Origin of the sequence: Mycobacterium sp. (assembly GCF_032159775.1) — a bacterium.
GTDB lineage: Bacteria > Actinomycetota > Actinomycetes > Mycobacteriales > Mycobacteriaceae > Mycobacterium.
Window position 1 is genome coordinate 21649 of sequence record NZ_JAVHWK010000034.1, and the last position, 7117, is coordinate 28765.

The 7117-nt window shown below is 67.1% G+C and carries 6 protein-coding genes; all 6 read right to left on the minus strand.

Annotated features, from left to right (window positions below; genetic code table 11):
• Positions 1 to 41: 41 nt before the first annotated feature.
• The gene (gene proB, locus QOJ24_RS03785; RefSeq protein WP_526259252.1) at positions 42 to 1142 is read right to left on the minus strand and encodes a glutamate 5-kinase; all 1101 of its coding nucleotides are present in this window, start codon (positions 1140 to 1142) and stop codon (positions 42 to 44) included.
• Positions 1139 to 2578, minus strand: coding sequence for a GTPase ObgE (gene obgE / locus QOJ24_RS03790; RefSeq protein ID WP_526259254.1), 1440 nt, complete (start codon positions 2576 to 2578; stop codon positions 1139 to 1141). Before obgE ends, proB begins: the two co-directional genes overlap by 4 nt.
• Before the next feature lie 82 nt (positions 2579 to 2660).
• The gene (rpmA, locus tag QOJ24_RS03795; protein ID WP_526259256.1) at positions 2661 to 2927 is read right to left on the minus strand and encodes a 50S ribosomal protein L27; all 267 of its coding nucleotides are present in this window, start codon (positions 2925 to 2927) and stop codon (positions 2661 to 2663) included.
• Between the two features lie 11 nt (positions 2928 to 2938).
• Positions 2939 to 3250 carry a 50S ribosomal protein L21 gene (gene rplU, locus QOJ24_RS03800; protein WP_526259258.1) on the minus strand — a complete coding sequence of 104 codons (312 nt, stop codon included), beginning with the start codon at positions 3248 to 3250 and terminating at the stop codon, positions 2939 to 2941.
• A gap of 160 nt (positions 3251 to 3410) precedes the next feature.
• Positions 3411 to 6173: a ribonuclease E gene (gene rne / locus QOJ24_RS03805; protein WP_526259260.1), complete on the minus strand. Its 2763-nt coding sequence runs from the start codon at positions 6171 to 6173 to the stop codon at positions 3411 to 3413.
• A gap of 296 nt (positions 6174 to 6469) precedes the next feature.
• Entirely contained in the window at positions 6470 to 6880 is a 411-nt protein-coding gene (gene ndk / locus QOJ24_RS03810) for a nucleoside-diphosphate kinase (RefSeq protein ID WP_526259262.1), read from the minus strand.
• Positions 6881 to 7117: the final 237 nt, after the last annotated feature.

The following is a 7117-nucleotide window of genomic DNA, read 5'->3' on the forward strand; positions in this document are numbered from 1 at the left end:
CTAATCGACGCTCAGCGCATGTTTGCGCGCCGAAATCACTATCAGACGGCGACCAGGTCGTCGGCGTGCACTGCGGGACGGCGCATTTCGGCCGGCAAGTCGGACGTCGATTGGCCGAGCATCGTCGCGAGTTCGGCGGCGTCGTAGGCGACAACCCCGCGGGCCACCATCGTCTCGTCTGGTGCGCGCAGGTCGACGACGTCGCCGCCGTGGAAGCGACCCGACACCGCCGTGATGCCTGCGGGCAGCAGCGAGCGGCGCTGCTTGACCACTGCGCGCACCGCGCCGTCGTCGAGGATCAGCGCACCTGCCGACTCGGCGGCGTAGCGAACCCAGAAGCGGCGTGCAGACATGCGTTCAGGCCGAGGTGCGAACACCGTGCCGACCGACGCGTCGACCAACGCGGTAGCGGCGTCTGACGCGGCGGCCAGCAGGACCGGCACTCCGGCGTCAGACGCCAGAAGCGCCGCCGACAATTTCGACGCCATCCCGCCGGTGCCCAGGTGGCTGCCCCGGCCCGCGGTCACACCGTCGAGGTCCGCGGGGCCGGCGACCTCGGTTATCAAGTGCGCGTTACCCTTTCGCGGGTCCGAGTCATACAGCCCGTCAACATCCGACAGCAGCACCAGGGCATCGGCACCGGTGAGATGGGCGACGAGCGCAGAGAGCCGGTCGTTGTCGCCGAACCGGATCTCGTTGGTGGCGACGGTGTCGTTCTCATTGACGATCGCGACGGCGTGAAGCGAACGCAACCGATCGAGGGTGCGCTGGGCGTTGGTGTGCTGCACCCTCATCGAGATGTCGTGCGCGGTCAACAGCACCTGACCGACGGTGCGGTCATACCGGGCGAAGGCCGTGTTCCACGAGTTGATCAGGGCCACCTGGCCGACACTGGCCGCGGCCTGCTTGGTCGCCAGATCGGCCGGCCGCTTGGTCAGCCGCAGCGGTTCGATGCCTGCGGCGATGGCGCCCGACGAGACGATCACGACGTCCGAGCCAGCCTTCATCCGCGCCTCGATGGCGTCGGCCAACGTCGCCAGCCTGGCCGCGTCGAAAACACCGGAGGGCGTCGTCAAAGCGGTGGTGCCGATCTTGACGACGATGCTTCGTGCGGTCCTGACTGCGTCGCGGTGGCTGCTCACGGCTGCTGCTCCCGGCGTGCCTTTCGGGCCCGTTTTCGTTCGTCAGCGCCCACCCGATCGGTTTGTTCCAACCGGGTGTCGGTGCCGCGCCCGGACAACGGGACGTCGATCCCTGCCGGCGTCTGAGGCTCCCAGTCGAACGTCATGTCACCGATGGTGACCGCGCAACCGGCTTTGGCGCCCAACCGCAGCAACTCGTCCTCGACGCCGAGGCGGGCCAGTCGGTCGCCGAGATAGCCGACGGCCTCGTCGTTGGTGAAGTCGGTCTGTGCGACCCACCGCTGCGGCCGGACACCGTGCACGAGGAAGCCACCATCGCCGTCGGACTCGACGGTGAACCCGCTCTCGTCGACGGGTATCGGCCGAATGACCGGACGCCGCGCCACCACCTCCGGCTGCGCGGCCCGATACCGCGCCACCAAATCCCACAGCGCGAATGTCAACGGCCGCAAACCCTCCCGGCTGACGGTGGAAACCTCGAACACCGGCCATCCGTACCGTCGGCCGACTTCGTCGCGGACGAAATCGGCGAGCTCGCGGGCTTCTGGCACGTCGATCTTGTTCAGCACCACCGCACGCGGCCGCTCGGCGAGATCGCCGAGCGTCGTATCGCCCTGCAGGGTCGGCGTGTACGCGGCGAGCTCGGCCTCCAACGCGTCGATGTCAGAGATCGGGTCGCGGCCCGGTTCGAGAGTGGCGCAATCGACCACGTGAACCAGCACCGCGCACCGCTCGATATGACGCAGGAAGTCCAGGCCGAGGCCGCGCCCCTCGGACGCACCCGGTATCAATCCGGGCACGTCGGCGACGGTGAACGTGTGCTCGCCGGCCGACACCACGCCGAGATTCGGGACCAACGTGGTGAACGGGTAGTCGGCGATCTTCGGTTTGGCCGCCGAGATCACCGAAACCAGCGACGACTTGCCCGCCGAGGGAAACCCGACCAGCCCGACGTCGGCGACCATCTTGAGTTCGAGCGTGAGGTCGCGGGCCTGGCCCATCTCGCCGAGCAGCGCGAAGCCGGGCGCCTTGCGCGCCCGCGAGGCCAGTGCGGCGTTCCCGAGGCCTCCCCGACCGCCCGCTGCGGCGTCGAATCGGGTGCCCGCGCCGACCAGGTCGGCCAGCAGCCGGCCCTTCTCGTCGAGGACGACCGTGCCGTCGGGCACTCTCACCTCCAGGTCGCCACCTGCGGCACCGTCTCGGTTGCTGCCCGCGCCCTGCTTGCCGGACGGCGCGACGACATGTGGGTGGAAGTGCAAGTCGAGCAGCGTGTGTACCTGGGAATCGACGACGAGCACCACGCTGCCGCCTCGCCCGCCGTTACCGCCGTCCGGCCCGCCGAGGGGCTTGAACTTCTCACGGTGGACTGAGGCGCAACCGTTACCGCCGTTGCCCGCACGCGCGTGGATCACGACGCGGTCGACGAACCGGGGCATCGCTCACTCCTTTGAAATAACGTCAGGGCGGGACTTGAGGCAGTTGCCTCGCTATCCCGCCCTGTCGTTACAGTCGCGAAGCCTAGGCGTCCGAGGCCGACGGCTCCACGATGCTGACCGTCTTGCGGCCACGTTTGATGCCGAACTCGACGGAGCCGGCGGCCTTGGCGAACAGCGTGTCATCGCCGCCGCGGCCGACGTTGACGCCGGGATGGAAGTGGGTGCCACGCTGGCGGACGATGATTTCGCCCGCCTTGACGACCTGGCCACCGAACCGCTTGACACCCAGCCGCTGAGAGTTGGAGTCCCGACCGTTGCGTGAGCTGGAAGCGCCCTTTTTGTGTGCCATTTGTTCGCTCCCTACTTGATGCCGGTGACCTTGAGCACCGTCAGTCGCTGACGGTGACCCTGGCGCTTGTGATAGCCAGTCTTGTTCTTGAACTTGTGGATGCGGATCTTGGGACCCTTGGTCTGCTCCAGTACCTCGAGGGTGACTGCGACCTTCTCCAGGTCCTTGGCGGCGCTAGTGACGTTCGCACCGTCGACGACGAGGGCAACGGGCAGCGAGACCTCGGCGCCAGGCTCACCTTCGAGTTTCTCAACCTTGACCACGTCACCGACAGCGACTTTGTACTGCTTGCCGCCGGTCTTGACGATTGCGTACGTCGCCATCGTTCCTCTGCTCTCTGGGCGCGCGCTACCGGTTGGTGCGCGAGCGGGTCTGGGTGCGGAGCCGCGGTGGGCCCGCTGTCATCGACATCAGCCGAAAGACAACTGGTCAAGAGTACGTGAGACGCGCCTTGGGGGTCAAATCACCGCAGGTCACGACGGTTCAGTCGTCGTGAACGGGCGGACCTGCGGGTCGAGCCGCGGCGCGACGGCGCGGACGGCGGCCGCCGACCGTCGCAGCGGGGGTGTCCTCGTCGTCATCCTCGTCGTCGTCGTCAGAGTCCTCGTCGTCGTCGGAGTCCTCGTCGTCGTCGGAGTCCTCGTCGTCGTCGGAGTCCTCGTCGTCATCGGCGACGATCACCTCGATGTCGTCGTCGATGTCGTCGTCCTCGTCGTCCTCGTCCAGGTCGATCTCGTCGGAATCCTCGTCGTCGTCCTCGTCGTCGTCGTCCTCGTCGTCGTCGTCATCATCGTCATCGTCCGAGTCGTCGTCGTCATCGGCGTCTTCGTCGTCGTCGTCTTCGAGATCTTCATCAGCGGAGTCGACGACAGCCTTCTTGATGGTGTCGGCGTCGACCTCGGCCACTTCCTCGGCGGCCTTATCGTCCTCATCCTTGAAGTCCTCGTCGGGGGCGTCCTCGTCATCGTGGCGCCCGTTGGCGGCCGCCATCGCCTTGAACATCGGATGCTCGCCCTGATGCGGGGGCACCTTCGCGACGGGGACGTCCTCGGCCCGGGCGCCCTTCTTGCCGCGCTTGCCGCGGCGTCCGGATTCGGACTTGCGGCCTGGGGTGGACGCCGAGTCGACGGGATCGGCGTGCAACAAGATGCCCCGGCCCGCGCAATGCGAGCACGGTGTGGAGAACGCCTCGATCAGCCCCGTGCCCAGCCGCTTTCGCGTCAGCTGCACCAGACCCAGCGATGTCACCTCGGACACCTGGTGACGCGTGCGGTCGCGGGCGAGCGCCTCGGTCAGCCTGCGCAACACCAGGTCGCGGTTGGACTCGAGCACCATGTCGATGAAGTCGATGACGATGATTCCACCGATGTCGCGCAACCGCAGCTGGCGCACGATCTCTTCGGCGGCCTCGAGGTTGTTGCGCGTGACGGTCTGTTCCAGGTTGCCGCCCGAGCCGGTGAACTTGCCCGTGTTCACGTCGACGACGGTCATCGCCTCAGTGCGGTCGATGACCAACGTGCCGCCGGATGGCAGCCACACCTTTCGGTCCATTGCCTTCGCCAACTGTTCGTCGATGCGGTGTACGGCGAACACGTCGGGGCCGTCACCGCCTGCGGGCTCATATTTCGTCAGCCGCGGGACAAGGTCCGGTGCAACGGAATTGACATAGTCATTGATGGTGGTCCAGGCATCGTCACCGGACACGATCAGATTGGAGAAGTCTTCGTTGAAGAGGTCGCGGATGACCTTCACGAGTACGTCCGGCTCTTCGTACAGCGCGATCGCGGCACCGGCCGCCTTCTTCTTGGTCTCGATCGCCTTCGCCTCGATCTCCGACCATCGTTCCTGTAACCGGCTGACGTCGGTGCGGATGTCGTCTTCTTTGACCCCTTCGGAGGCTGTCCGGATGATCACCCCGGCTTCCGGCGGAACCACTTCGCGCAGAATCTCTTTGAGCCGCTGACGTTCGGTGTCGGGCAGTTTGCGGCTGATACCGGTGGAGGACGCTCCCGGGACGTACACCAGATAACGGCCCGCCAACGAGACCTGTGTAGTCAGCCGTGCGCCCTTGTGTCCAACCGGATCCTTGCTCACCTGGACGACGACGTAGTCACCCGGCTTGAGGGCCTGCTCGATCTTGCGGGCGGCGCCGCCGAGACCCGCTGCCTCCCAGTTGACTTCGCCGGCGTAGAGCACGCCGTTTCGGCCCCGCCCGATGTCGACGAACGCCGCCTCCATCGACGGCAGCACGTTCTGAACGATTCCCAGATAGATGTTGCCGACCAGCGACGCCGACGCAGCCGACGTCACGAAGTGTTCGACGACCACGCCGTCCTCCAGGACGGCCATCTGGGTGTACCTCGCGCCCTCGTGCGGCGGCTCCGTGCGGACCTTGTCGCGCACCACCATCACCCGCTCGACGGCCTCGCGGCGGGCCAGGAACTCTGCCTCGCTCAGGATCGGCGGCCTACGCCGCCCCGCGTCCCGGCCGTCACGGCGACGCTGACGCTTGGCCTCCAGCCGGGTCGACCCCGCAATGCCCTGGATCTCGCCGTTGTCTTTATCTTTGTCTTTGTCCTTGGACTTCTCCGCGCGGCCACTGCGTTCGTGGACGACGGTGTTCGGTGGATCGTCGGGCGACGTACCGTTTTCGTCTCCGGCGCCGGGTCCGGACTTGCGACGGCGACGGCGACGGCGACGTCGGTTGCCTGCATCGCCTCCGCCGGATTCGTCGTCAGTGCCGTCCTCGTCGGAGTCATCTGAGGAGTCGTCGGCCTGGCCGTCGGACTGTCCGTCCTCTGAGTCCTCGCCGTCGCCGTTCTGCTCGCCCCGGCCTCGACCACGCCCGCGGCGCCCGCGGCGCCGACGGCTTTTCGGTCGTTCGGCCTGGTCGTCGTCGGAATCGGAATCGGAATCGGAATCGTCGTCAGAATCGTCGGAGTCGTCGTAGTCGTCGTCGGAATCCGCGTCCGCGTCTACGGGCGCCTCGAACTTCACAGGCTGCGGAGCCACGAAGAGCGGCATGTACTCGGCGCGCTCCACCGTGGTCTCCAGGGTCGTCCTGGACTCCGGTTCGGCGGCGTCGACCTCCTCGGCCGGTTGGTCCTCGACGACCTCGGCAGGTTGGTCCTCGACGACCTCGGCAGGTCCGTCCGAATCCTCGGTGCCCACCGTCAGCCCGTCGGGCTGAGCCTCCGGCTCCTGAGTCTCTTCGGATACGTCTTCAGTGGTTGCATCGTCGGCCACGAATTCTCCTCAAGCCCCCGGGCGCGTCCTGTCGACGCGGCCACGCGAGGGCTTCCGCTGTTGGCCCGGACGGGTTCGACCCGGGCTTGTATGGTCTCGCTCCGAGCGGTCCGCTTTCAGAACCCACTCGGTGCCTGGCTGAATGATGGCTGGGACGGTCGGCGCCACACCACAGGTGAGCGGTGGTCGCGCTCGTCTAAGTCGTCATTCGGGCGTCCGGCCCTGGTGTACAGCCGTCTACCCGCAGCCAGTATCCCATACCACCGGTCGCCGATGGACCAGGCTGGGCGTCTTAGCTATTTGCTCGGGAACCAGAGGCCGATCTCTCGGGCAGCCGACTCCGGCGAATCCGACCCGTGAACGATGTTTTCCTGGGTGACAAGTGCCAGGTCACCGCGAATTGAGCCGGTAGCGGCCTTCTCCACGGGGTCGGTGCCGCCGGCGAGCTGACGGAAGGCAGCAATGGCCCGCGAGCCCTCGACGATCGCCGCAACGACGGGTCCCGACGTGATGAACTCCAGCAGCGAGTCGAAGAACGGTTTGCCGTCGTGCTCCGCGTAGTGCTTGCGGGCCAGATCCTCGCCGACGTCGCGCATCTCCAGGGCGGCGATCGTCAGGCCCTTGCGCTCGATACGGCCGATTACCTCGCCGATCAGGCGTCGCTGGACGCCGTCGGGCTTGATCAATACCAGGGTCCGCTCAGTCACGGCCGACAGCGTACCTGCGCAAGCATGCCGTCTCGCGTCGCCGCCGTCGTCCGACGCAGGCGGGGCGGTCCTAGCAGGTAATACCAGGGATGCAGTTGGGATCCGGGGGCAACTGCTGCAGAGGGGGCGGCGGGGCCTGCTTCTCAACCGGCGGCGGGACCTGCTTCCCGTCGACCGGCGGCGGGACCTGCTTCCCGTCGACCGGCGGCGGGACCTGCTTCCCGTCGACCGGCGGCG

What these genes read in the sequence shown, in the direction of transcription:
- obgE (WP_526259254.1), bottom strand. Translation starts at nt 2,578, where the DNA reads ATGCCCCGGTTCGTCGACCGCGTCGTGATCCACGCGCGTGCGGGCAAC.
- rpmA (WP_526259256.1), bottom strand. Translation starts at nt 2,927, where the DNA reads ATGGCACACAAAAAGGGCGCTTCCAGCTCACGCAACGGTCGGGACTCC.
- rplU (WP_526259258.1), bottom strand. Translation starts at nt 3,250, where the DNA reads ATGGCGACGTACGCAATCGTCAAGACCGGCGGCAAGCAGTACAAAGTC.